The organism is Paraclostridium bifermentans (genome assembly GCF_019916025.1).
Classification (GTDB): Bacteria; Bacillota; Clostridia; order Peptostreptococcales; family Peptostreptococcaceae; genus Paraclostridium; species Paraclostridium bifermentans.
Genome location: NZ_CP079737.1, coordinates 661,275 through 687,443, shown reverse-complemented (window position 1 = coordinate 687,443; position 26,169 = coordinate 661,275). Strand labels below are relative to the sequence as shown.

The window sequence follows — 26,169 nt, the reverse complement described above, 5'->3', positions numbered from 1 at the left end:
ATTTGAATTAATTTTAAGTTTAAAGTCTAAACTAATAAATAATGTTTTTATTTATTAATATTATCTTTATTTATTCAATATAAACAGGTAATGATTGGAGTATTTAATGAAAAAAATCATATGTTTAACATTTATTATAATAACACTTTTGGTTGGTTGTGGCAAAAAAACGCTCCTATCAGTACATATAATAGATGTAGGTCAAGGTGACAGTATCTTAATTCAAACTCCAAATAAAACTAACATATTAGTTGATGGAGGAGATGAAGATAGCTCTCTTATTATAAAAAAGTTTTTAAAATCTAAAAAAGTTAAAAATATAGATTTAGTTATAGCTACTCATCCAGATACTGACCATATAGGAAGTTTAGATGCTGTTATTGATAAATTTGAAATTTCCAAAGTTTATCTTCCAAATAAAGAAGTAAATAGCGATTCATATTACAATCTAATTCAATCTTGTAGTATGAAAAATATTCATCCTCAATTCCTCGAAAAGGGAAATGTCATAAGTTTAGACAATAACATAAAATTAACCGTCTTAAATCCTTCTTATACCCATTTAGATAATAATTCAAACTCTATCGTCTTCAAATTAGACTATGGTAAAAAATCATTTTTATTTACAGGTGACTGCACATTAGAAAATGAACAAGAAATATTAAATAGTTTTAACTTAAGTAATATAAATTTTTTAAAAGTTGCTCATCATGGTAGTAAAAATTCTTCAGGTGAAAATTTTATAAACACTATAACTCCTGATGTCGCAGTTATATCTTGTGGGTATGATAATGAATACGGACATCCACATAAAGAAACTTTACTTAATTTATCAAAAACAAACACAAAAGTATACAGAACTGATAAACAAGGCCACCTATCCTTTTACAGTGACGGAAATACCATAACCACCTCATCACCACCTAAATAGTAAAGTAAATACAAAAAGTGATTGAGCCTTATCAAAGTGTCAATGATTAATTCAACCGCCATTTACAGGCGAGATTTTAAAGCCTGTATGAAGGTGAATTAATTTTTGACACTTTGCACTTAGCTACAATCACTTTTTTAGTTTACTTTATTAAATCATTTACTACTACAGACGCTATCGTAAGTCCCCCTACTGAAGGTACAAACGATATACTTCCTGGAGTTATTTTCTTTCCATTCATAATTTTTTCTTTTAACTCTACAGGTTGTTCTGTTGAATAAACAACCTTTAATTTTTTTATCTTTCTATCTCTTAATTCTTTTCTCATAACTTTAGCAAGGGGGCACATTTGAGTTTTATATATATCCGTAACTACTATTTTTGTAGGATCTAACTTATTTCCCATACCCATAGAACTTATTATATTAAAATTCTTTTTAACACAAGTTTCTATCAAATGAATTTTAGAAGTAACCATGTCTATAGCATCTATAACATAATCATATTCTTCGCATAATATTTCTTCACTATTTTCAGCTGTATATTTTGCTCTTATTGCTTTTATATCTATATTTGGGTTTATATCTAAAATTCTATCTTTCATAACATCAACCTTATATTTTCCTACAGTTGAGTGAAGTGCTGGTATTTGTCTATTTATATTAGTTATGTCTACATCATCAAAGTCTACAATAGTCATCTTGCCTACACCGGCTCTAGCTATAGCCTCTGCAGCAAAACTTCCTACTCCTCCAACTCCAAATACAATTACATTTGAATTTTGTAATTTTTCAATTCCTTCATTTCCGATTATAAGACCTGTTCTAGTTTTAAAATTTTTGTTCATGCTTTAAATATCTCCTTGTGTAATTTTTTTCATGTGCAAGAATATAATTTAATATCGATTATACAAATAGGGGTGATGCTTTGAAAAAATTAATTAACTTTCTATTTTATATACTTATAATAAATGTATTAGTTTCACTGCTTTTAATACTCGACGTAAGTTCTTCTAAAAATAATATCCATTCAGATATTATAGAATCCCTATCTAATAACGATAATTATAATTTGATTGTTCAGATTTTAAAAGATACTAATAAAGAAGATTTTATAAGATATATAGATTATATGCAACTCGATATTCATAAAAATTTAGAAAATGGTCCAAATAACTATATAGCATTCTCTATAAGATTGCCTCAAAATAAATCTTTTATATCATTTTATGTAAAAAATAAAGATAATACTTACTCATTTGATTCAATTGTAGATAATTTAGACGATATAAATGAATTTTATTTTTATAAAGATTTTTTAGTAGTTGAGCAAAATTGTGAAGATGAAACTACATACTCAAATGATAAAAAATTTATAGAGATATTTTATCAAGAAGGACTTAAGTATTCATCTAAACTAAAAAAAGATCTATATTTCGAAAAAATAGATTTAAAAAGCAATGATAAAATCAAAGTATCTGGAAGTATGGACTTTCTAGACGACTACCCTCCCCAAATACTATATGTCTCAACAATCTCATCAAATGATAATTCCTTTTCTAAAGACGTTTCAAAAGAATTATATATATGGGATAATGACCTTAAACAATTTACAATGAGTCAAAAAGAAAACCTTGCAGATAATTAAGTTATTAAAAGCAAAAAAAGAACTTCTATACAGAAGTTCTTTTCATTTAATTGGCGGGAGTGCGTGGGAATCGAACCCACCCAAGAAGCTCTTAACCCCTCATACTAGTTTTGAAGACTAGAGGGCACACCAGCACCCATCCACCCCCATATGGGATGTCCTCTCACTTACAAACTTATATTACCATATATATTTTTTTGATGCAACTGTTTTTAGCAAACATTTTCATATTTTTACAATTTTCTATATAATTTAACTTTAATTTTTGTGAATTTTAATTTTTTTAACCTTAAAAAATAAAATCCTTTCACATATTAAAAGGATTTTATTTTTATTATATATTTTATATATTTGGAATTTGCCAGTCTATAGGCTCTTTTCCTAATTTAATTAAGATATCATTAACCTGAGAAAATGGTTTAGATCCAAAAAATCCTCTACTAGCTGATAGTGGACTTGGATGTGCAGATTCTATTATGTAATGTTTATTTGCGTCTATTAACTTTTTCTTGCTTCTAGCATTATTTCCCCATAGGACAAATATTACAGGATCTTCTCTTAAGTTTAATGTCTCTATTATATGATCTGTAAAAGTCTCCCATCCTTTTCCTTTATGAGAGTTTGCTTCATGAGCTCTAACTGTAAGAGCTGTATTTAATAGTAATATACCTTGTTTTGTCCAAGGAACTAAAAATCCATTATTAGGTATAAAGCATTCAAATTCTGAATTTAATTCCTTGTACATATTTAATAAAGACGGAGGTGTTTTTACCCCAGGCTTTACCGAAAATGCAAGCCCATGAGCTTGATTTTCTCCATGATAAGGATCTTGACCCAAGATTAGTACTTTAGTATCTTTGTATGATGTATATTTCAATGCATTAAATATGTCATGCATATCAGGATATATAATATTATTTTTATATTCCTCTTTTAAAAACTCTCTTAATTTCAAATAATATGGTTTTTCAAATTCACCTTTTAATATTTCATCCCAATCGTTTCCTATGTTAACCATTTCTTCACCTACTTTTAATTTGCTATTGTGTCTATATCATTTTTTTCATTACTGATTATTTTTATACTTACCTTATTAGGTATACATACTATATTTTTATTAGACTTATCTATAAATCCAGTTTTCACACATACTTTGTCTGGGCACGATGCATCTACGACTTCAACACCTTTATCATGAATTTTAATCTTGTTAAATCCAGAATCTGTTTTTATAGTTATGTCTTCAGTTGCATCAATAGGAATTTCTTTATATACTTTATTATCTAAATATATAACTATTTTTTCACTTTTATCTTGGTTTTTGAAAAAACTAAAACTTATCCAAATTCCTATTATGATTAAAACTGATAAAATAAGAAAAAAATCGTTTTTCTTCATTTTTATCCTCCAAGCATTTATAATATAATTAAATATATCATAAATATAAAGGGGAAACAGCATGAAAAATAAAAAACTTATACTTTATATAGCAATTTTATCAATTTTAGCTATATTTTCATTTTTAATCTTTAGGCAAAAAATTAATACATATTCAAAAACTATGTATTACCTAGGTACTGTTAATGAAGTTACACTATACACTAAATCTAATGAAAAAGAAGCTAATGATATTTTAAATAATTGTGAAAATATAATAAAAGACATAGATAATAAAATGAATCCATCTACATTATCTAGTGATATTTATAAAATTAATGAAAATGCTGGTAAGTCTTATACTAAAGTATCTCCAGATACTTTTAAAGTTATAAAAACAGCTCTGCACTTTTCAGATTTATCAGATGGGCATTTTGATGTTTCAGTTGGTTCATTAGTTCAACTATGGAATATAGGAAATGAAAAAGCTAGAGTTCCTAGCCAAGATGAAATAAATTCAGTTTTACCTACGATAAATTATAAAAACATAATTTTAGATGAGAAAAATAATAGCGTAATGCTAAAACACAAAGGTACAAAGTTAGACTTAGGGGGAATTGCTAAAGGTTATGCTGCTGATAAAGTAGTTGAATATCTTAAAAAACAAAAAATTGAAGGATCTATAGTAAATCTAGGGGGAAACATTTTTACAATTGGATCTAAGGATGGTAAAAATAAGTTTAATATAGGAGTTCAAGATCCAACTAAGCCTAGAGGAAATGCGATAGGAAGCATATCAACAACAGATAACTCAGTAGTTACATCAGGAATTTATGAAAGATATATAGAAAAAAACGGGAAAATTTATCACCATATATTAAGCCCCAAAACTGGGTATCCTGTTGAAAATGAACTTAGTAGTGTAACTATAGTCTCAAACAATTCAATGAATTGCGACGCACTATCTACTACAGCTTTTTCACTTGGAACTGAAGAAGGACTTAAATTAATAGAATCTCTACCAAACACAGAAGCAATATTTATAACAAAAGATAAAAAAATATACCTAACTCCAGGTCTTAAAGATTCATTTAATCTTAAAGACTCAACCTTCACCATCCAAAATTAAAAAAAGTAAGTAGTCAGGCAAAGCTTGATATGTAATTGTTTTCGAAGCACTTAAAGACCGAGATTTTTAGGTCTTTGTGCAAAGAAAACAACTACATATCAAGTAAGCCACCACTACTTACTTTTTTTAAAATAATACTCTTTTATTTTCAACTCTTTTTGTAATCTTATTTCTATCAAAATCTTCTAATATTATCATACAGTTTTTTCTACTTGAATTAACTAAATCTCTATAATCACCTAAAGTTATTTCTTTATTTTCTTCTAAATACTTTATAAGCTTTTCTTTAGCATCATTGTATACTTTTGAAGACATTAAATAACTATCCTCAATTTTTACAACAGTATTTCCTATTAAAGATTCCAATACTTCTTCATATTCTTTTTTATTATTAGTTATATCTTCAATTGCATAAATATTATTTAAGCCTGCATTGTTTAATATTTTCTCTATCTCATTTTTTATTTTTATTTGCTTTTCGTTAAATACAACATTAAATTTCTTTAGCGAAACAAAATTTCCATTAACTTTTATAAGATCATCATTTATAAATAAATCTAGTAAAACATCAAAATCTCTTGTTTTAAATTTACTTTCAACTTTAGATCTAACTTCTTCTTTTAACATACCCTCTCTTAATCTAAATTTCTTATGGTATGCTTGAAGTTCACTTTCTGCTTTTTCTTTTAATGTGTTGTATTGGTTTATGTGCATGTACATATTGTTTATACATATAACTTTATCTTGTCCAATAAGCTTTTCTAATGATTTCTTTATATTATCTTCACTCTCTCCACTATAGCTCATAATTTCTTTTATATTAGGATAGTTTCTAGAGTTATTTTTTAAATAAGCTTCTAATATATCTGAAAGCTCTCCTTTTTCCTTTATTTTAAGAGCTTCTATTATGTTAGTATCAAATCTCTTATGTTTTCTTGGGTTAGTATCTATAACTATACCTCCACCTATTGTTTCCATAGGAGAATATCTTCTAACGACAAACTTATCTCCTTTTTTGGCAACTATACTTTCTTCAAGTCTAAGTTGAACTAAACCACTTTCTCCTGGCATTATTTCTTCTACCTCTAAAGGTACTGCTCTACAAAGTATTTCTCTAGTACCATGGTAAAGTCTTAATCTATCCCAGTGTTTAAGTCCTGCATCTGTATGTTTAACAACACTTAATCTAACATCTAACATCATTGCTTCTTCTAGTGAATGAGGTGATGCTAACACATCTCCTCTGTTAATCTCTTCAACCTTAACATTAGATATGTTTATAGCTGTTCTTTGCCCAGCATAAGCTGTTTCAACACCCTCTCCATGAACTTGTATGCTTCTTATCTTTGTTTTAAGCTCTTTTGGGTATATTACTAGATCATCGTCTATACTTATTTTACCTTCTATTAAAGTCCCTGTTACAACTGTACCAAATCCTTTTATAGAAAATACTCTATCTATATTAAGTCTAGCTGGAGTTTCTAAGTTTTTATCTTCTATTTCATCAGTCATTTTATCAATTTTATTGATAAGATTATCTAACCCTTTTTTAGATATAGAGTCTACTTCTATAATTTCTGCATCTTCTAAAAATGTTCCCTTAACTTTTTCTCTTATATCCTCTTTTACTAACTCTCTGAAGTCTTCTTCCACAGTATCACTTTTAGTTAATACTATCATTCCTTTTTTTATATTTAAAAATGTTAAAATATCCATATGTTCTACAGTTTGAGGCATAACCCCTTCATCAGCCGCAACAACTAATAAAACCATATCAAGTCCAGATGCTCCTGCTAACATGTTTTTTATAAACTTTTCATGTCCTGGAACATCTACAATCCCTGCTCTTTTATTACTTGGTAAGTCAAAGTAGGTAAATCCTAAATTTATAGATATACCTCTTTTCTTTTCTTCAGCTAATGTGTCTGTTTCTCTTCCTGTAAGTGCTTTTATAAGAGTGGTTTTACCGTGGTCTATATGTCCAGCCGTTCCTATTATTGCGTTTTTCATGTTTAACCTCCTATTAAAGCTTTTTCTAATTCATTTTTTACAATTTCAAATTCATCTTCAAATATAGTTCTTGAATCTAATACATACTTATCATCATATACTCTAGCTATAATATGAGCATCACTTAATCTAAGTTTCTTTTCTAATGTTGAAACATTTATATTTTTAGGAGTTATAGATATAACTTTAGAATCTATAGTCTCTAAAGGCATAGAGCCCCCTCCAACTTGAGATAACCCATCTTCAATTGTTATATTTGCATATTTATCTAAATGTTTTATTTTTTCATATAAGTTATTAGCTTTTTCTTCTAATTCATTCATTGTATAAGTTAACATTTTTAATGTTGGAATTTCTTTTCTTGCTTTTTCTTCGTCTAAATACATTCTTAATGTAGCTTCTAACGCACATATAGTTAGTTTATCTACTCTTAAAGCTCTTGTAAGTTGATTCTTTTTCATTTTTTCAATATATTCTTTTTTACCAACTATAATACCTGCTTGAGGCCCACCTAGCATCTTATCTCCACTAAAAGTAACTACATCTGCACCTTTTCTAATAGAATCTAATACTGTTGGCTCATAACTTAATCCATACTTAGATATATCTAAGAAAACACCACTACCTAAATCCTCAATTACAGGTAAATCATGTTTTTTGCCTAGTTCACATAATTCATCTACATCCACACTTTGTGTAAATCCAAGTATTCTATAATTACTTGTGTGAACTTTCATAAGAACTTTAGTATTTTCATTTATTGCTTCTTCATAATCTTTTAAATGAGTTTTATTAGTTGACCCAACTTCAACTAGATCAGCTCCACTTAACGACATTATGCTAGGTATCCTAAAAGAACCACCAACTTCAACTAACTCACCTCTAGATACTATAGCTTCCCCACCTTTTGCCATAGTGCTTAATACCAGTAGTACAGCCGCTGCATTATTGTTAACTACTAATACATCTTCAGCCCCAGTCAATCGTTTTATAGTATCTGTTAAATGGGTATATCTTGAACCCCTTTGACCTTTGTCTATATCATACTCTAAGTTTGAATATCTAGATGCCGCTTCCCAAAGCTCATCTTTTATACTTTCACTAAGAAGTGATCTTCCTAGATTTGTATGAAGTACTGTTCCTGTAGCATTTATCACTTTCTTTAATGATAATGAGTATTTTAAATTACATTTATTAATTGTATTTCTCACTACTTCATCTATAGTTATATCAAACTTATCAAAATTTTCCTCTTTTAGTTCTACTATTTCTCTTCTTTTTTCTTCTATAGATTCTCTTATACCTTCAAGTAAAATATTTCTTGGATATTCATTTAACGCATTTATTATCATTTCTTGGTTTAACATCTCATCTACTGAAGGTAATTGAGCAAATAATTCTCTTTTATTCATTAAAGTTCCTCTCCCCTTAAGTCATTACTTTACTGTTATATACTTTTCGTTTTTATCTACAACAGTTCCTATTATTTTAGCTTCTATAGACCCATTCTTTTTCATATCTTCTACTAATATATCTGCTGTATTACTATCTACAGATATAAGTAATCCTCCTGATGTCTGAGGGTCATATAATATATCTTCCATAGCTTCTTCTATGTTTTCTAATTTAACATCACTTGATATATATTGTTTATTTCTATACATACCAGCTGGTATTATTCCCATTTTAGCCATGTCAATAGCACCATTTAATATAGGAATCTCATTAGCATTTAGTTCTATACTAACTTCTGATGCTTTTGCCATCTCTAATGCATGTCCTAAAAGTCCAAATCCTGTTATATCTGTAACTGAGTTTACCTTTATATTATCAAAGCTCATAGCTGCATATTTATTTAAATGAACCATAGTTTCAACTACGATTTTAGAAGTTTCTTCATCTACTAAACCTTCTTTCATAGCAGTATTTAATATTCCCACTCCTATAGGTTTAGTTATAACTAATTTATCCCCTACTTTTGCAGTTGCATTAGATAAAACTTTATCAGGATGTACTGTTCCAGACACTGATAAACCATATTTAGGTTCTTTATCATCAACAGTGTGTCCTCCAACTAATAAAGCTCCACTTTCTTTTACCTTATCCATTCCACCTTTTAATATTTCTGCTAGTACATTCATATCATGACATGCTGGGAAACATACTATGTTCATGGCAACTAAAGGCTTTCCTCCCATAGCATAAACATCTGATAATGAGTTAGATGCTGCTATTTGTCCAAATACATACGGATCATCTATCATTGGAGTAAAGAAATCTAAAGTTTGAATTAAAGCTGTTTCATCATTTAATTTATAAACAGCTGCATCATCTGAAGTTTCAAGTCCAACTAATAAATTTTCTTTTTTATCCGATGTATTTTTAGGTAATTGGGATAATACCGATGCCAGTACCTCTGGCCCTATTTTAGCGGCTCACCCTCCTGAAGTTGTCATATCTGTAAGTCTTTTCATCATTTCCATAATTATGTCTCCTTTCTTTAAAGCATTACATAACTAATAATATCATAATTAGCATTTATTGAATACAGATATAATCCTTCAAATCATTAAATTTATTTTCTCCTATACCTTTCACATTTTTTATTTCATCAATTGATTTGAACTCCTTATTTTCGTCTCTGTAATCTAGTATTTTTTGTGCTGTAACCTCTCCAACTCCAGGTAATGAATCTAATTCTTCTTTAGATGCATTATTTATATTTATTTTTTTACTTTCACCTTCACCGCTATTATTATCATTGTTATTATTTTCAACATTTTCATTTGAATCATTGAGTGCTATTTCTTCACCTTCTTTAGGTATTATATAATGTCCCTCATCTTTAACTTTCATAGCTAAATTAATTCTATTTGTGTCAGCTTCATCAGTAAGTCCATCACAAAGCTTTACACCTTCCATTAACCTTTCATTACTTTTTAGTTCTACAACTCCAGGAGAATTTACAGCTCCACTTATATAAATACTAATTTTTTTAGTCATATTTTCATTTTTATCAACAGTTTTTACATCTTCAATATTTTCTATTTTTGAGAAATCCCCTTGGTTATTATCATTTTTTTCAATATCATTATTTTTTAAATTAGATTTTTCACTTTCTGCACCACTTACAACATAGGAATCATTTTTTTCTATAAATTTATTATTTTTAATTAAAAAAACTGAACTTATGGCAATAATCACTATTATAATAATAAAATTTTTCTTCTGCTTCATTTTATCACTCCTTCAAATTTGATTATTGACATAAATATGTTATACTAAAATATAAGTTTACAATCGGAGGACAAAAAATGTTAAAAAAAGTATCAGTATTATTATCATTCATAATAACTTTTGTTAATTTATTTGCATTTGGTAATATTTCATTCGCAGAAACACCACCTCCTAATATATCTGCTCAATATGCAGTTTTAATGGATTATACAAGTGGAAAAGTTTTATATGAAAAAAATTCTAATGCAAATTTATACCCAGCATCTACAACTAAAATGTGGACTGCCTACCTTACATTAAAATATGCCAAAAACCTAGACGAGGTTGTAACTGTTGGTAATATAGGAAATGTAGGTGGAACAAGTATGTATTTAGTTCCAGGGGAGCAAGTTACAGTTAGGCAACTATTAGAAGGTTTACTTTTAGTTTCTGGAAATGATGCAGCCGTTGTTTTAGCTCAACATATTAGCGGATCTATTCCAGAATTTGCAAATTTAATGAACGAAGAAGCTAAAAAGATAGGTGCTAAGAATACTCATTTCCATAATCCAAATGGATTACCTGACCCTGAACATTACACATCAGCTTATGATATGGCTTTAATGGCAAGAGAAGCAATGAATAATGAAGATTTTAGAAACATCGTAAATAAAAAAACAATAAAAGTACCAGCTACAAATTTATCACCAGAAAGAACATTAATTAACACAAATAAATTTTTAACAGGAACTACTACTATTCCTTATAAAGGACAAAATACAGATATTAAGTATGACATAGTAGATGGTATAAAAACTGGATATACAGATGATGCTGGTAAGTGTTTACTTTCTAGCGCCAAAAAAGATGATATGAGATTAGTTGCTGCTGTATTTAAAGCAGATGGTGAACCTAACTTATATACAGATAGCAGAACTCTTTTAGATTACGGATTTGATAATTTCAAATCTCAAAAAGCGATTGAGAAAAATGATTTTGTAGACTCTAAGTTTATATGGTATGCAAAAGGAAGAAAATTAGAATACGCACCTAAGTATAGTTATTATACAGTTATTAATAAAGGTGAAACTACTCCTACATTTGAAGCTAAAGCTAATTTAAATGATATAAAGCTTCCAATAAAAAAAGGTGATACTGTAGGTACATTAGAGGTTTATAAGGATAAAGGAAAAAATCCTGTTGCAAACATTCCTCTAATAGCTCAAAATGATGTTACAAATGTATTTTCATCAATTTTGAACAACCCAATAGTAAAAAGCTTCCAATCAATTATAATTGGTGCAATTTTAATAGTTGTACTTTTCATTGTATTAGTTTTAGTTAAGAAAAAGGTAAGAAAAAAGAAAAGAAGAAAGAACATATATTCAAAAAGAAAAAGCAATATGTATTCAAATAAAAAAAATCATAGAAGAAGACACTAAAAAAAGAGGCTAATAGCCTCTTTTTTATTATCCGAATATTTTTTTAGTTAAGCAGTTTCCTGTACAAGTTGCAGCAACTCCACCTAATGCAGTTTCTCTTAACTCCATTGGAAGACCTCTACCAACTTTATACATAGCTTCAACAGTTTCATCAAATGGTATTATATTTAATATTCCAGCTAAACAAAGTTCTGCAGATATTAAAGCATTTGCAACACCTATAGCATTTCTTCCTTGACAAGGAACTTCAACAAGACCTGCTATTGGATCACAAACTAATCCCATTACATTTTGTAAACAGTGAGATGCAGCAGCAACAGCAGCTTCTACACTTCCACCCATTAACTCAACTATGCCAGCAGCACTCATTGCAGCTGCAGCACCAGTTTCAGCTTGGCATCCACCTTCAGCTCCTGCAACAGTTGCATTTCTAGTTATTATAGCTCCTATAGCTGATGCTGTAAATAATGCATCTAACATTTCATCATCACTGAATCCATATTCTTTACCTATAGTAACGATAGCTCCTGGTAATATACCACAAGAACCAGCTGTAGGTGCAGCAACTATAAGACCCATAGAAGCATTTACTTCCATTGTTCCCATTGCAGCAGCTAAAGCTTTATTCATTAACCCACCACAAACTGTTTTTTGAGTATTTCTGTGATTTTCTAATTTTTTAGCTTCTCCACCTATTAAACCTCCAACAGATTTTATATCTTCTGTTACAGCTCTTTCAGTAGCTTTTTTCATTATATCTAAACTAACAGCCATTTTTTCTCTTACTTCTTCTTTAGAAAGTCCGCTTAATTCAGCTTCTCTCTCTAAACATAATTGACCTATAGTCATGTTAAATTCTTTACATTTTTCTATTAATTCTGCTCCGCTTGTAAAGTTGTATTTCATATTCTGTCACCCTTCCTTACTCATTAGAATTTGTCTAAAACTACAGCTTTCGCTATAACTTCAAATTTTCTTAATTGATCTAATACATCAACATCTAAAGCTTCATCTGTTTCTATTGTAACGAATGTATACTCAGCTCCAGCTGGCTTATTAGTAGACATATTTGCTATATTCTTGTTGTTATGAGCAAGAAGTCCAGTTACGAAAGATACAGCTCCTGGTATGTCTTTTATTTCAAGTATAACTGCTGGTCTAGAACCGTTAAAGTCAAGTGGTAATCCGTCCATTTCAGTAAGTTTAATGTTTCCACCACCTATAGATGCTCCTTTAACTTCTGCTTTAGACCCATCTTCTAAAGTCATTTCCATTTTAACTGTGTTAGGATGTTCGTTTTCTCCTAAGTTAGCTTTAATGAATTCAAAGCTTACACCTAATTCTTTAGCTAAATCGAAAGAATTTCTTATTCTAGCGTCGTCTGGTTGGAATCCTAATATACCACCAACTAATGCTTTATCTGTTCCATGTCCTTTGTATGTTTCTGCGAATGATCCATGTAAATAGAACTTAACATCTTTAACAGGTTTACCTGCTATTTTTAATGCCATTTTCCCTAATCTTGCAGCACCTGCAGTGTGCGAGCTTGATGGACCTATCATATTTGGTCCTACGACATCAAATACACTATAATCTTTAGCCATTAATAATACCTCTTTTCATCAAATTGTCTTTTTTCTTTTGTTTTGTAAATGATTTCCAATAGTCGCTTAACTCATAAAATGACCATCCTATAATGAGGTATGGCCATTTTAAAGTCTATTATTATTTTACTATAGCTATAGCTTCTATTTCAACTTTAACATCTCTTGGTAATCTAGCTACTTCTACGCAAGATCTAGCTGGTTTGTTTTCACCGAAGAAAGAAGCGTATACTTCATTTATTTCAGCAAAATCATTCATATCACTTATGAATACTGTAGTCTTAACTACATCTGCAAAAGTTGCTCCTGATGCAGCTAATATTTCTTTTAAGCTTTCTAATGATCTAGCAGCTTGCTCTTTTGCTCCACCTTCAACTATTTCCATAGTTTCTGGGTTGAATGGAACTTGTCCTGATACGAATACCATGTTTCCATTTTTTATAGCTTGAGAGTATGGTCCTATTGCTTTAGGAGCCTTTTCTGTATGTATTACTTGTTTCATAATCAATCTCTCCTTCTTTTATATAGGTTTTGTTTTTATATTATACTTTTTTCAGTAATATTATACTACTAAATTGTATATATTGTATACAGAATATAGTAAAAAAGTGGAAATTATGCAAGCATAATTTCACTTTTTTATTATATACCCATTATATCATAAATTAATCTTCTATTGCAAACCCTGCAGACTCTACTGCTGATTTTATTTTATCTATATGAGCTTGGTCGAATGTTTCTAACTCTATTTCAAGATATAAACTTCCAAGAGTTTCTTTTGGAGGTCTTGTCATATTTGCATTTAATATGTTTGCATTTAATCCACTTATTATTTGAGTTAACTCAGCTAATCCGCCTGGCTTATCTTGTATTTTAGTTTTGAATGCATATCTTCTACCTTCTGAAGTTAATGCAGTTCCTATAACTCTGTATAATGTGTTAACATCTACGTTTCCTCCAGATATTACACATACAACGTTTTCACCTTTAGCTGGCTTGTATTTTCCGCTTAATAATGCAGCTGTTGATACTGCCCCTGAACCTTCTGATACTAATTTTTGGTTTTCTACTAAGAATAACATAGCTTGTGCTATTTCAGTTTCTTCAACAACTATTACTTCATCAACTAACTCTTTTATTATTTCAAAAGTATGATCTCCAGGAGTTTTAACTGCTATACCGTCAGCTATTGTAGTAGCTTTAAATGCAGTTGTAACATGTCCTTGTTCTATAGATTCTTTCATTGATGGTATGTTAGCAGTTTGAACACCTATTATTTTAACATTTGGGTTTAAAGCTTTAGCTGCAGTTGCTATACCAGCTATTATTCCCCCTCCACCGATTGGGCATAATATAGTGTCAACATTTGAATTTAATTGTTCAAATATTTCAAGAGCTATTGTTCCTTGTCCAGCCATAACATATTTGTCATTGAATGGATGTAAGAAAGTTGCTCCAGTTTCTTTTTGTATTTCAACAGCTTTTGCATATGCATCATCATATACTAAACCTTCTTGAACTACTTCTGCTCCATATCCTTTAGTTGCAGTAACTTTTGCAAGTGGTGCAGTAGCTGGCATTACTATTGTAGCTTTTATTCCGCTTAGTTTAGCTCCAAGTGCAACCCCTTGTGCATGGTTTCCAGCACTTGATGCTATAACACCGTTTGCCTTCTCTTGATCAGTTAAACTTGCTATTTTGTTGCAAGCCCCTCTTACTTTAAAAGAACCAGTCTTTTGTAAGTTTTCACATTTATAATATACGTTTGCCCCAGTCTTTTCACTTAGCTTAACGCTTTCTAACAAATCAGTTGTTTTAACTATGTCTTTTATAGTTTCTCTAGCATCTTTAACATCTTGTAATGTAACTCTTGTCATTTTACTCACTCCCATAATGTTTAGATTTAATTTATAATTGTTTGACATCTTTATTGTATATACTTTCCCATCAAAAATCAACAGGAAAACATTTTTTGGGAATTTTTCAATTTGTCAAAAAATTTACAAACGTGTTGATTCCTCTGTTTTCCTGTTATTTTTCCCCTAAAAAAATTTTTATATTTTTTTAATTTAATTTTATTTTTAATGATTTTTTCATTTTAAATTTTAAAATCACCTTATTTTTTTAGTTAGATTGCTTACTTATGTAAATAAAAAAAGGTCTTTTTTAAAAAGACCTTTTTTTATTCTATATAACTTATTTATTATTTTACAACTATATTAACAAGCTTTTTAGGAACAGCTACTACTTTTACTATTGTTTTTCCTTCTACTAAAGCTTTTATCTTTTCATCATTCATTGCAGCTTCTTGCATATCTTCTCTTGATATATTAGCAGCTACACTTAATTTCCCTCTTACTTTACCATTAATTTGAACTACAACTTCAACTTCATCTTTAACTAAAGCAGATTCATCATATTTTGGCCAAGATATATCAAATATACTTCCTTCTTTACCTATCATAGTCCATAATTCTTCACCTATATGAGGAGCAAATGGAGCTATTATTGTAACTATAGTTTCTATAGCTTCTTTTATAACTGCATCATTTCTAGTTTCTAACTCTTTATATTTGTACATTTCGTTTATTAATTCCATTAATGCAGATATTGCAGTATTGAAACCAAACTTCTCATTTAAGTCTTCAGTTACTTTCTTTAATGTAGCATTTATAGTAAATCTCATAGCCTTATCTTCTTTAGTTAATTCACCCATAGTAGCATCACATTTAGCTTTATCAGCTAATTCATCAACTAATCTATAAACTCTATTTAAGAATCTAAAGCATCCTTCAACACCTTGTTCTGACCATTCTAAATCTCTTTCTGGTGGTGCTGCAAATAATACGAATAATCTAGCAGTGTCAGCTCCGTACTCATCTATTATTTCAAGTGGTGATACAACATTTCCTTTAGACTTACTCATCTTAGTTCCATCTTTTAAAACCATACCTTGAGTTAATAAGTTTTTAAATGGTTCTTTGAAGTCTAACATTCCCATTTCATTAAATGCTTTAACAAAGAATCTTGCGTAAAGTAAATGCATTATAGCATGCTCTACTCCACCTATATATTGATCAACTGGCATCCAATTGTTAACTGCATCCTTACTAAATGGCTCATTAGTATTTTGAGCATCTATATATCTTAAGAAATACCAAGAAGAATCAACAAAAGTATCCATTGTATCTACTTCTCTTCTAGCTGGCTTTCCACAACATGGGCAAGTAGCATTCATAAACTCTTTTGATGTAGTAAGTGGTGATTCACCTTTACCTGTAAACTCTATATCTGTTGGTAATAATACAGGTAAGTTTTCTTTCTTCTCAGGTACTAATCCACACTCATCACAGTATACTACAGGTATTGGACATCCCCAATATCTTTGTCTAGAAAGTAACCAGTCTCTTAATCTATAGTTAACTGTTTTCTTTCCTATTCCCATTTCTTCTATTTTTTCTATTATTGCATCAAATGCCTTTGAAGCTTCCATTCCATCAAACTCACCAGAGTTTACCATTATGTTATCTTCATTTATAACCTCAACTACGTTTAAGTTATATTTAGCTGCAAATTCAGCATCTCTTTCATCATGAGCTGGAACTGCCATAACTGCACCTGTTCCATAGTCAACTAATACATAGTTCGCTATCCATAACTCAACTTTTTGTCCGTTTAATGGATTTATAACATGTTTACCTATGAACATTCCTTCTTTTTCTAAGTCGCTTGAAGTTCTTTCTATTTCAGTCATAGTGTACATTTTAGTTATAAACTTTTCTACAGCTTCTTCATACTCAGTTCCAGCAACTAACTCTTTAACTAAATCATGCTCTGGAGCTAAAACCATATAAGAAACTCCGTGTACTGTATCTGGTCTAGTTGTAAATACTGTTACTGATTTATCACTTCCATCTATATCGAAAGTTATTTCAGCTCCAGTACTTTTTCCTATCCAGTTTCTTTGCATTGTTTTAACTTTTTCTGGCCATCCATCTAAAGTATCTAAATCTTGAAGTAACTCTTCTGCAAAGTGAGTAGTTTTAAAATACCATTGCTCTAAGTCTTTTTTAACTACTACTGAATCACATCTTTCACAAGCTCCTTGAACAACTTGCTCATTAGCTAAAACTGTTTCACAAGATGGACACCAGTTAACAAAAGATTTTTTCTTGTATGCTAATCCATGCTCTAAGAACTTTAAGAATATTTCTTGAGTGAACTTGTAGTACTCTGGAGTAGATGTTGCTATTTCTCTATCCCAATCATAGCTAAGTCCTAATAATTTTAATTGACCCTTCATGTCTTCTATGTTTTCCATAGTCCACTTATGAGGATGTATTCCATGCTTTATAGCCGCATTTTCAGCTGGAAGTCCGAATGAATCCCATCCCATTGGATGAAGAACATTGTAACCTTGCATTTTTTTGAATCTAGCTATAACATCACCTATAGAGTAGTTTCTAACGTGCCCCATGTGTATTTTACCTGATGGGTATGGTAACATTTCTAATGTGTAGTATTTTGGTTTTGTTGTATCATTAGTATCAGTTTTGTATTGTTCATTTTGATCCCAAGTTTTTTGCCATTTAGCTTCAACTTCATTTGGTTTATAAACGTTCATTTTTTTACCTCCTATTTTTTTGTTTCGCGAAAGCTCGCTCGTTGTTAGGTCAATCATTTCCTTAGCATGAAGTCCTTTGGACTTTAAATGCTTCCTCAATGATTAATCTAACAACTTCGCTATACATTTTCACGTATAAAAAAATCCCCGTCACTAAACAAATTAATGTTTAGGGACGAGGATATTACTCGCGGTACCACCCTAATTGATTATTTTTAAAAAATAATCCTCTCGTACTAGTCTTTATACCAACTACGGTTAAATAGATTATATCTAGCAAGTTCAAATTAATTTAATACTAGTTCACACCGTCCACTAGCTCTCTGAAATCTAAATTTAATTTTACTACTCTAGTCTATTTTGATTTTTAATTATATCTTATTATTATATAATTATTAAGCTAATGTGTCAACATCAACATATGGAGCATCTTTCCACATTTTCTCTAGATTATAGTATGCTCTATTTTCTTCATTAAATACGTGAACCATTATATCTCCAAAGTCTAATAGTATCCACTCTTGTGTTTCGTACCCTTCTTTACCTCTTGATTCTATACCTAATTTAGTAAGTTCATCTTCTACATTATCAGCTACCGCTTTTACCTGTCTTGTAGATCCTGCTGTAGCTATTACGAAGTAATCACATAAACTTGATACTTCTCCTACTTTTATTATAGATATATCTTTACCTAGTTTATCATCAATAGCATCATATATAACTTTAACCATTTGTTCTACTGTCGTCATATTAAATTCCTACCTTCCTTATTTTTTGCGTTTTTATATTATACCACAAAAAACTAACTTCATAATACTAAATTTATATTCTTAGTGTTGACATGTTATCGCTATTATTTACACTTCTTCAATTTATTAATTCTATATTATTATTAATTTATACTTATTGTGATTTATTTTATAAAAATTATTTATTTTTCTAAAATAAAATTTCTAGCTTCTATTGTTCTAGGGTGTATTATTTGTTTTCTATCTATTACTAACTTTATAGTATTATCGAAAGATTGTAATAACGCCTTATCCATTTGCCCGTTATAAGCTAACTCTCTTAGTTCTTCTACTCCAGGATAATTTCTATTTTCTTCAATTATATCCGCTATGTATATAATTTTTTCTAGCATGTCCATATTAGATCTTCCTGTAGTATGATACCTAACAGCAGTTACTATATCTAAGTCATCTATAAAAAATTCATGTCTAACTAAAACTGATCCTATTATACTATGAGACAATGCTAAATTTTCTTTTTCATAATCATCTAAGTATATTTCATATTTTTTTACATAATACTCAACTTGTTCTTGGCTTAAATACTTTGCACAGTCATGAAGTATACCTGCTAAATATGCTTTTTCTTCATCATATCCATATATCTTACTTAACTTTACTGCGCACTTAGCAACACCTTCAGAATGTAACATTCTATTTTTAGGTAGCATTTCATTTAATTTAATTATTAAATTTTGCGAATCCAAAATTATTCAACTCCATTTGTATATATTTTTTTTTCATAAATATAAGATTCCACACATTCAGGTATTAAATATTTAATAGATTTACCATTTTTTATATGGTTCCTTATATAAGTTGACGATATATCCAGCGAAGGAACATTTACTGACCTTATATTAGCATCATATCTAGATTTTAATCTTTCTATTTTCATTTTAGCTTCATTAGAATTTATTCCGGGTCTATTTGCTGCTATAAAAGTTGCTAATTCAAAATTTTCCCCAACATTTTTCCAACTTTCCATATCGCAAATAGTATCAGCTCCAGTTATAAAGTATATATTAGCATTTGGATAAATTTTATGTAATTCTTTTAAAGTATCTATTGTATAAGTTCTAGTATTTCTATTTATCTCCATATCCGAAACAACAAAATCATCATTATTCATTGTAGCCAATAAAACCATATTATATCTATCTTTTTTATCCGTTCTTAGTTTTGATTTATGAGGTGGGTTACCAGTTGGTATAAAAAGTATTTTATCAAGATTGTAAGTTTCTCTTACATATTCTGCTGTTGCTAAATGTGCATAATGTATAGGGTCAAAAGTTCCTCCCATTATACCTATATTTACATTCTCATTTCCCATTTTATGAAAATTTGACTTTAGGTTGTTAAAATTTTTCGCCTTTAATACTAATTCATCAATTCTCATTAAAAATCTCCTTTTGTCCTTTATACTTTTATTGTATCATTAATTTTAGCTTCTTTGATACAATTATTCTATATTTTACGGTATAATTTTGTACATGATTAAAATGCATTAAGTTAAGTTTTTTTAAGGAGGTAGTTATGTCTATAATAACAAAAATAGAAGCTCAGAAAAAAAATGAAGATAGAGTTAACATATATTTAAATGAACAGTTTTTTATGGGAATTTACAAAGAACTAGTTTTTACGTTAAACTTAAAAAAAGGAATGGAAATCGATGAAAATGTATTAAAAGGTTTGCTACATGATGAAATGTATATAAAAGCTAAAAACAAGGCTTTATCTATACTTTCTAAAGCACCCCAATCAGAAAAGAATATAATAACCAAATTATCAAATGACTTTGATGAGGATATTATAGATAAAGTTCTAGTCTTTTTAAGAAAATATAATTTCGTAAACGATGAAGATCTTGCTCAGAGAATAACAAATACAAACTTAAAAGTTAATAAGTGTGGTAAAAATAGAATAAAACAAAACTTATATAATAAAGGTATCGATAGAAATACGATAGATTCTGTTATGTCTGATATAGATAGTGATGTAGAGTTTGAAAATGCAATGCATTTAGCTAAAAAAAGATACGAACGTGTGAAAAACGAAGATAGGAATAAAATATATCAAAAAATTTCTCAACACTTAGCTTATAAAGGGTTTAGTTATGACATTATAAAAAGGGTTTTAAATAAACTTCTTAATTATGATGAGTCAGATTATTGTTAAATAAATTATGGAGTCTTCAAAATAATTACATTTTGAAGACTCCATAATTTTTTAATACTTATATATTCTAATTTACTCGCTTAAGTTTAATCTTTTTAATCCTACCTATAGTTATAGGTACTTTTTCTACTTCAACAATACTTGTATCTATACCGAACCATTTTTCAGGAGATACAGTGATTTTCTTTATAAATATTTTAAAACTCATTATTAAATTATCCCAATTTGATAATTGACTTTCCTTAGAAATTACTTCTTCTAAAATTATAAATTTGAAATCACCTACATTCTTATCTTCATCATTATTTATCATATAATCTTTAACATCAAATGATAGTTCTCCTGAAGCAATTAAATCCTGTATTACTTCACGTAAAAATACATTTACTCTCTGCTCAACTCTAAATCCTACTTCAAACTCTATACTAAATATTTGATTCTGTTGTATTGTATGAACCCTATAATTCATTGTGTACGGCTCATCTGTAACTTTTACATGTAAGAACCAATAGTATCTTGAACGTTTTGGCCTCTTATTAAATATTGAATGTAGGATTTTATTCTCTACATAATTTCTATTTTGAGACTGAGTTAGATATACTGTATGAGTTGAATATATAGGTATATCTGTATCTTTCTTTATTGCATCAAATTTATCTAAATGATCAAGTATTTTACTAAATCTATTGTGCTTTCTTTTTATAGTTGACCCATGAATCCACACATACATAATAAGTATTATAATTAACCCTATTATTAATGTTATATATCCACCTTTGAAGAATTTCGATAAGTTGGCAAATAAGAAGCTTATTTCTATTCCTCCAAATACAACTAAAACAAATAAACTTAATACACGTCTTTTTTTATTATATTTTTCATATTGAGATAGTAATATAGTTGTCATCAACATAGTAACTGTTATCGCAAGTCCATATGCAGCTTCCATATGTTCTGACTTTTTAAAATGTAAAACTAGTAATATACATCCTATCCCTATTAAATAATTTACTGAAGGTATATATATTTGACCCTTTTCTTCATTTGGATATCTAACACTAAGTCTTGGAAATAAATTCAATTTTATAGCTTCTGATATTAGTGTAAATGCTCCTGTTATAAGAGCTTGACTAGCTATAATCGCTGCTAGTGTAGCTATTATTACTCCTGATATAATAAACCAACTTGGCATTATTAAGAAAAATGGGTTCTCTTTAACTACATTTCCATTATTTAAAATAAGCCATGCTCCTTGGCCTAAATAATTTAACACTAAACATATTTTTGCAAAAACCCAACTATAATAGATGTTTTTTCTTCCACAATGACCTAAATCTGAATAAAGCGCCTCTGCTCCTGTTGTACATAAGAAAACAGCTCCTAATATATAGGTTATACTAGGACTATTAATCAATAGTTTTATCCCATAGTATGGATTTATTGCTTTTACTACTTGTGGATATTTTATAATTTGCGATATACCTAATAATGCTAGCATTAAAAACCAAGTAAACATCACAGGTCCAAACAGCTTTCCAATCTTATTTGTTCCAAACTTTTGGAATGAAAATAAAAATGCCAATATACAAATAACTATTATTACTATAGTATCAGTATTTAACTTATATATTAAATTTAAACCTTCAATAGCTGAAGTTACCGTCATAGCTGGTGTAATCATTCCATCAGCTAAGAGAGCTGCCCCACCTATAACAGCAGGAACAACTAGCCACTTAGCCCTTTTTCTAACTAGTGTGTATAATGAAAATATACCACCTTCACCATTATTATCTGCTTTAAGAGTTAAAACAACATACTTTATTGTTGTTTGTAAAGTTAATGTCCAAAATACTAAAGATACTCCACCTAATACTAATTCCTCAGAAATATATCCTCCGTTAGTCCCTAGTATAGCTTTCATAACATATAGCGGAGATGTTCCGATATCTCCATATACAATCCCCAATGCTATTAACAATGATGCTATACTTATCTTCTTCCTGGTGCTCATAAAAATTATTCCTTCCTTCACTTTAGATAATTATAGTTCCAAGCAACTATATTGTATGTATATTAGTATTTATTTTTATATAAGTCTAGCAATTTAACTATTACTTAACATATTTAACATAATTAACATAAAACATTTTTTGTTTTATTCGTTGTATCTAACCCTATCAATTAAAGATTCTTTATTAAAATTCTTACTTATTATATAAGTTAATGTTAACTGTGCAATTACTATACATAAAACCATAATTAAAATAGGAACAAGCGGGAATATGTACGATGCATAAGAAGCTCCAGTCTTTCTAAAAACATAAACAGCAATATATCCTAACCCGCTTCCTAATGTTAAGGAACTTAAAAGCATAGTCCCTGTGTAAAACATAGCTTCAATATTTAACATTTTTATAAGTTGTTTATCTGTTAAACCTATAGCTTGTAACATTCCTAATTCTTTTTTTCTAGTTATTATGCTAGTTATCATAGAGTTTATTAAATTCATAAAGCCTATAACCCCTATTATTATAACCAAACTATATCCTACAGCTTTAGTCATTTTTATAGATAATTCGTTTAATTCTATATCATCGTCTATATATCTAGCATCTATATATTCATTTGACTTATCTAAGTTTTTAATAAATTCTTTTACTTCATCATAACTTCCTTCAGCAACATGTATACCTAAAGTGTTAGTTGTGTCTGTTTTAAATAATTTTTTAAATACATCATTGTGAATTAAAAAAACACCTGGAGCTGATGTTATAGCTTGAATTTTAAATGTTTTATTAAACTTATCTTTTCCATCATATAATGTTAAAGTTATTTTGTCTCCTGCTTTTATGCCAAACTCTTTTGCTAATTCTGGATATGCGAAAAGTATCTCATCTCCACTTTTCAACTTTTCAATATCTATTTTTCCATCTTCAAGATAAAATTCTAAATCCTCTAAATCTTTCTCATCTATTCCCGATAACTGCTCATATTTATACTCATTTCCTAAATTATTAACTTCTACTTTAGTGGTATTTATGCTTTCTAAACTCACAACACCATCCATATTTAAGAGTTCACCTCTAAAATCTTTACCTAATGGATTTTTAGTTTGTAAAATATTAAATTCAGTGTTTGGACTATCTTCTTCTCCAAAAGTATATCCTGATAAGTTTATACTTATATCATATGAAAAATGATCTCTTGCCATTTTTTCAGCATTTATACTATTTAAAACACTCGCCATAACTACAAATATTATTCCACTTAATGAAAGTGATATTATAGTTACATAAGTACGCTTTTTATTTCTTTTTAAATTTGCATTTGAAAGTCTTTTTATATTTATATATTTATATCCTTTTCTAGTTTTAGATTTTGTTTTTATATCCCCACTATATCTTACAGCATCAATAATAGATACTTTTGATGCAACCTTCATAGGCTTTAACAAAGATATAAACACTGTTAAGAAACTTACTGTCATAACACCTATTATTATTGGAAGTTTTTGTACATCTGCTCCATTAAAAAATACTTTTGTTAATACAAATTTATTTATTACATATCCTAATGAAATTCCTAGTGGTACAGCTATTGTAGATAAAAATATCCCTTCTTTTAAAACAATTTCTTTTATTTGTTTTTTAGTAGCTCCTATAGCTCTAAGTTTTCCAAACTCCTGAACTTTACTTGTTATTGATAGATAAAATATATTGTAAATTACTAATATGCTAGATAATATAACTATTATTGCTATTGTAGCTCCCCACATTATAACCTGAGGATCTGGCTTTAAGGTATTTATATAATCTTCATTTACATTTATGCTACCCTTTGGTATATCTAAGTCTTTACCTATTTTTTCTACTTTTGATATAAGTTCTTCCCCAGATAATTTATTTTCACCCTTTATAGTTATAAATACATTTGAAATTTCTTTATCCATATCTCTAGTTGATTCCATATAATCTTTCGATACTATGCCAGCATAAGATTTTTTAAGTTTAGAAATTTCATTTACTTTTGTAATTCCAGTTAATATGAACTCTGATTTAGTAGTCCCCTTTTTTGCAAAATCTTCATATTCTAAATTAATCTTTTGACCTAATTTTTTTTCATATCCCATTTTCTCTAAAGCTAAATCATCTAAAACAATTTCATTTTTTTTAATTGGAAGTTTTCCATCTATAAAATTTTTACTACTAAATTCTATAGCATTATTATCTATATATCCTATACCTATTTTAGTCTCATCTTCATAATCCTTACTTCCTATGCTATTTACAATTCCAATTTTTTCAATTTGAGAATGAGCTTTAATTTGTTTTAGTTTTTGCTCATCTATCTTTCTGTAAACTCCATGTTGAGTTCCTGAGTACTTCCTAACATTTTCTTTACTTAAAAAATTCCAATCTGCACAAGTCAATCCAACAGCAGTTAAAAGTGTAGTTGCTAGAATTATAGTAATAATAATTAGTGTAGATTTTGACTTATTTTGTTTTAAATTGCTTTTTGCTATTTTAGTAGTGTTAATCATTTATAACACCACCTTTTAAGACCTTTCCATCTTCAATATATATAATCCTATCTGCCATTTGTGCTATAGTTTCATCGTGAGTTATCATAACTAATGTCTGATTATATTTTTTTATCATAGATTTTAGCAAACTCATTACCTCATCTGATGTTTTTGAATCTAAGTTTCCAGTTGGTTCATCAGCTAATATTATAGACGGTCTAGTTGCTAATGCACGAGCAATAGCAACTCTTTGTTGTTGCCCTCCTGATAAAGTATTTGGAAGTGACTCTTTTTTATCACTTAATCCTAAAGCATTTATTATATCGTTTATAAATTCTTCATCTACAGTTTTATTATCAAGACCTATAGGAAGTACTATATTTTCCCAAACATTTAACGATGATATCAAGTTATAATATTGGAATATAAATCCTATTTTTCTTCTTCTAAAAATAGCTAAAGATTCGTCCTTTAATGAAAATATATCCTTACCATCTATAAATACTTTTCCATCTGTTGGTCTATCTAGACCGCCTATCATATGTAGTAGTGTACTTTTTCCTGAACCTGATTTTCCTACTATAGCTACAAATTCCCCTTCAATTATTTCTATGTTGTTGTCGTCAATTGCCTTTACTAAGTTTTCTCCATTTCCATAGTATTTTTTCAAGCCCCTAGTTTTTAATATAGTCATATAATTT

23 protein-coding genes, 1 tRNA gene and 1 other annotated feature are annotated in these 26,169 nt (G+C 28.9%); of the genes, 5 read left to right on the top strand and 19 right to left on the bottom strand.

Annotated features, from left to right (window positions below; all coding sequences use genetic code 11):
* The first annotated feature begins 106 nt into the window (after window positions 1–106).
* The gene (locus KXZ80_RS03360; RefSeq protein ID WP_021432079.1) at window positions 107–931 is read left to right on the top strand and encodes a ComEC/Rec2 family competence protein; all 825 of its coding nucleotides are present in this window, start codon (window positions 107–109) and stop codon (window positions 929–931) included.
* A 142-nt stretch (window positions 932–1,073) separates the two neighbouring features.
* Here the strand turns inward: KXZ80_RS03360 and KXZ80_RS03355 are convergent, their stop codons facing one another.
* On the bottom strand, window positions 1,074–1,778 hold the full coding sequence (locus KXZ80_RS03355; RefSeq protein WP_021432078.1) for a tRNA threonylcarbamoyladenosine dehydratase: 705 nt from the start codon (window positions 1,776–1,778) through the stop codon (window positions 1,074–1,076).
* A gap of 80 nt (window positions 1,779–1,858) precedes the next feature.
* Between KXZ80_RS03355 and KXZ80_RS03350 the strand changes: the two genes are divergently transcribed.
* Window positions 1,859–2,578 (top strand): hypothetical protein, encoded by a 720-nt coding sequence (locus KXZ80_RS03350; protein WP_038285024.1) that lies wholly within the window; start codon window positions 1,859–1,861, stop codon window positions 2,576–2,578.
* Between the two features lie 51 nt (window positions 2,579–2,629).
* Here the strand turns inward: KXZ80_RS03350 and KXZ80_RS03345 are convergent.
* The 3 genes from KXZ80_RS03345 to KXZ80_RS03335 all read right to left on the bottom strand — a co-directional run bounded on the left by KXZ80_RS03345 (window position 2,630) and on the right by KXZ80_RS03335 (window position 3,976).
* A tRNA-Sec gene (locus tag KXZ80_RS03345) sits at window positions 2,630–2,726 on the bottom strand.
* A gap of 195 nt (window positions 2,727–2,921) precedes the next feature.
* Entirely contained in the window at window positions 2,922–3,596 is a 675-nt protein-coding gene (locus tag KXZ80_RS03340; RefSeq protein ID WP_021432076.1) for a uracil-DNA glycosylase, read from the bottom strand.
* Window positions 3,597–3,610: 14 nt separating this feature from the next.
* Entirely contained in the window at window positions 3,611–3,976 is a 366-nt protein-coding gene (locus KXZ80_RS03335; RefSeq protein ID WP_021432075.1) for a NusG domain II-containing protein, read from the bottom strand.
* 61 nt (window positions 3,977–4,037) lie between these two features.
* On the opposite strand from KXZ80_RS03335, the gene KXZ80_RS03330 reads away from it, so the two are divergent.
* Window positions 4,038–5,084 (top strand): FAD:protein FMN transferase, encoded by a 1,047-nt coding sequence (locus tag KXZ80_RS03330; RefSeq protein ID WP_021432074.1) that lies wholly within the window; start codon window positions 4,038–4,040, stop codon window positions 5,082–5,084.
* A 126-nt stretch (window positions 5,085–5,210) separates the two neighbouring features.
* On the opposite strand, the gene selB is transcribed toward KXZ80_RS03330, so the two are convergent.
* Genes selB through KXZ80_RS03310 form a run of 4 tightly spaced genes read right to left on the bottom strand, consistent with a single transcriptional unit; the run spans window position 5,211 to window position 10,331 of the window.
* Complete coding sequence (gene selB / locus KXZ80_RS03325; RefSeq protein ID WP_021432073.1) at window positions 5,211–7,094, bottom strand: selenocysteine-specific translation elongation factor; 1,884 nt, start codon at window positions 7,092–7,094, stop codon at window positions 5,211–5,213.
* Window positions 7,095–7,096: 2 nt separating this feature from the next.
* Window positions 7,097–8,506 (bottom strand): L-seryl-tRNA(Sec) selenium transferase, encoded by a 1,410-nt coding sequence (gene selA, locus KXZ80_RS03320; protein WP_021432072.1) that lies wholly within the window; start codon window positions 8,504–8,506, stop codon window positions 7,097–7,099.
* Window positions 8,507–8,530: 24 nt separating this feature from the next.
* The gene (selD, locus tag KXZ80_RS03315) at window positions 8,531–9,577 is read right to left on the bottom strand and encodes a selenide, water dikinase SelD (protein WP_082435274.1); all 1,047 of its coding nucleotides are present in this window, start codon (window positions 9,575–9,577) and stop codon (window positions 8,531–8,533) included.
* Between the two features lie 55 nt (window positions 9,578–9,632).
* Window positions 9,633–10,331 (bottom strand): helix-hairpin-helix domain-containing protein, encoded by a 699-nt coding sequence (locus KXZ80_RS03310; RefSeq protein ID WP_021432070.1) that lies wholly within the window; start codon window positions 10,329–10,331, stop codon window positions 9,633–9,635.
* Window positions 10,332–10,408: 77 nt separating this feature from the next.
* On the opposite strand from KXZ80_RS03310, the gene KXZ80_RS03305 reads away from it, so the two are divergent.
* The gene (locus KXZ80_RS03305; RefSeq protein WP_021432069.1) at window positions 10,409–11,752 is read left to right on the top strand and encodes a D-alanyl-D-alanine carboxypeptidase family protein; all 1,344 of its coding nucleotides are present in this window, start codon (window positions 10,409–10,411) and stop codon (window positions 11,750–11,752) included.
* Window positions 11,753–11,779: 27 nt separating this feature from the next.
* On the opposite strand, the gene sdaAA is transcribed toward KXZ80_RS03305, so the two are convergent.
* From sdaAA to nadD, 8 genes are all read right to left on the bottom strand, one after another.
* Window positions 11,780–12,658 carry an L-serine ammonia-lyase, iron-sulfur-dependent, subunit alpha gene (gene sdaAA, locus KXZ80_RS03300; protein ID WP_021432068.1) on the bottom strand — a complete coding sequence of 293 codons (879 nt, stop codon included), beginning with the start codon at window positions 12,656–12,658 and terminating at the stop codon, window positions 11,780–11,782.
* Window positions 12,659–12,681: 23 nt separating this feature from the next.
* A complete protein-coding gene (gene sdaAB, locus KXZ80_RS03295) occupies window positions 12,682–13,356 on the bottom strand; it encodes an L-serine ammonia-lyase, iron-sulfur-dependent subunit beta (RefSeq protein WP_021429814.1) in 675 nt (224 codons plus the stop codon).
* A gap of 121 nt (window positions 13,357–13,477) precedes the next feature.
* Window positions 13,478–13,861, bottom strand: coding sequence for a RidA family protein (locus tag KXZ80_RS03290; RefSeq protein ID WP_025162072.1), 384 nt, complete (start codon window positions 13,859–13,861; stop codon window positions 13,478–13,480).
* A gap of 160 nt (window positions 13,862–14,021) precedes the next feature.
* Window positions 14,022–15,233: a threonine ammonia-lyase gene (gene ilvA / locus KXZ80_RS03285; RefSeq protein ID WP_021432067.1), complete on the bottom strand. Its 1,212-nt coding sequence runs from the start codon at window positions 15,231–15,233 to the stop codon at window positions 14,022–14,024.
* Window positions 15,234–15,559: 326 nt separating this feature from the next.
* A complete protein-coding gene (leuS, locus tag KXZ80_RS03280) occupies window positions 15,560–17,980 on the bottom strand; it encodes a leucine--tRNA ligase (RefSeq protein WP_021432066.1) in 2,421 nt (806 codons plus the stop codon).
* Between the two features lie 168 nt (window positions 17,981–18,148).
* Window positions 18,149–18,344 (bottom strand) — a binding site (T-box leader).
* 31 nt (window positions 18,345–18,375) lie between these two features.
* Window positions 18,376–18,729 carry a ribosome silencing factor gene (rsfS, locus tag KXZ80_RS03275; protein WP_021432065.1) on the bottom strand — a complete coding sequence of 118 codons (354 nt, stop codon included), beginning with the start codon at window positions 18,727–18,729 and terminating at the stop codon, window positions 18,376–18,378.
* A gap of 182 nt (window positions 18,730–18,911) precedes the next feature.
* Window positions 18,912–19,475, bottom strand: coding sequence for a bis(5'-nucleosyl)-tetraphosphatase (symmetrical) YqeK (yqeK, locus tag KXZ80_RS03270; RefSeq protein WP_021429946.1), 564 nt, complete (start codon window positions 19,473–19,475; stop codon window positions 18,912–18,914).
* Between the two features lie 2 nt (window positions 19,476–19,477).
* A complete protein-coding gene (gene nadD / locus KXZ80_RS03265) occupies window positions 19,478–20,167 on the bottom strand; it encodes a nicotinate-nucleotide adenylyltransferase (RefSeq protein ID WP_021429846.1) in 690 nt (229 codons plus the stop codon).
* Between the two features lie 137 nt (window positions 20,168–20,304).
* Here nadD and recX point away from each other — a divergent pair, with 137 nt between their 5' ends.
* Window positions 20,305–20,946, top strand: coding sequence for a recombination regulator RecX (recX, locus tag KXZ80_RS03260; protein ID WP_021432064.1), 642 nt, complete (start codon window positions 20,305–20,307; stop codon window positions 20,944–20,946).
* Between the two features lie 67 nt (window positions 20,947–21,013).
* Here the strand turns inward: recX and KXZ80_RS03255 are convergent, their stop codons facing one another.
* From KXZ80_RS03255 to KXZ80_RS03245, 3 genes are all read right to left on the bottom strand, one after another.
* Window positions 21,014–22,957 (bottom strand): KUP/HAK/KT family potassium transporter, encoded by a 1,944-nt coding sequence (locus KXZ80_RS03255; protein WP_021432063.1) that lies wholly within the window; start codon window positions 22,955–22,957, stop codon window positions 21,014–21,016.
* A gap of 144 nt (window positions 22,958–23,101) precedes the next feature.
* A complete protein-coding gene (locus KXZ80_RS03250; RefSeq protein ID WP_021432062.1) occupies window positions 23,102–25,486 on the bottom strand; it encodes an ABC transporter permease in 2,385 nt (794 codons plus the stop codon).
* Window positions 25,479–26,162: an ABC transporter ATP-binding protein gene (locus KXZ80_RS03245; protein ID WP_021432061.1), complete on the bottom strand. Its 684-nt coding sequence runs from the start codon at window positions 26,160–26,162 to the stop codon at window positions 25,479–25,481. Before KXZ80_RS03245 ends, KXZ80_RS03250 begins: the two co-directional genes overlap by 8 nt.
* Window positions 26,163–26,169: the final 7 nt, after the last annotated feature.